This is a genomic window from Shewanella sp. SG44-6 (assembly GCF_014164185.1).
GTDB lineage: Bacteria > Pseudomonadota > Gammaproteobacteria > Enterobacterales > Shewanellaceae > Shewanella > Shewanella vesiculosa.
This window is the reverse complement of record NZ_JACJER010000328.1, coordinates 1-451: the sequence shown is the minus strand read 5'-3', so window position 1 is coordinate 451 and position 451 is coordinate 1. Positions and strand designations below refer to the sequence as shown.

Genomic DNA, 451 nt, shown 5'->3' with positions numbered 1-451 from the left:
GACAACACCATAGCGGGCTACCGCGATGAAATATGGATGAAAAAGTAATACAAGGAAAGTGCAGCGACGCTGTAATTAACGTAAATCGTAGATTAATGTTTGTTTATTGGTGGCAGTATTTCGAATACTTATTTTTTGCCAGCTATCTTGATCAAGATACGTCTTAGCGACCTGCTCTTGTGCTAAACAATAACTGTCAAAATCAGCAGCGGTCATCCACTGATCATTAGGATCAATTATTGAAGCGATAATGTCGTTAAAAATACCCGGTTCGACCAAATTAAAATGGCCACTTTTTAGCATACTCATGACCCCATTAAGGGCTGTTGAATGCTCAACAATGTGTTGCGGTTGATAATTTATCCGCGCTTGAGCGACTTGGTTAGCATCTAAACCAAATAAGAAGAAATTATCATCACCCACCTCTTCCAGCATCTCAATATTGGCGCCA

1 protein-coding gene is annotated in these 451 nt (G+C 39.9%); it reads right to left on the bottom strand.

Translation table 11 applies throughout. From position 1 onward, the window contains the following. Positions 1-75 precede the first annotated feature (75 nt). Positions 76-451: glycogen/starch/alpha-glucan phosphorylase (locus tag H5185_RS22460; RefSeq protein WP_182743366.1), on the bottom strand; the 376-nt coding region annotated here is incomplete at its 5' end.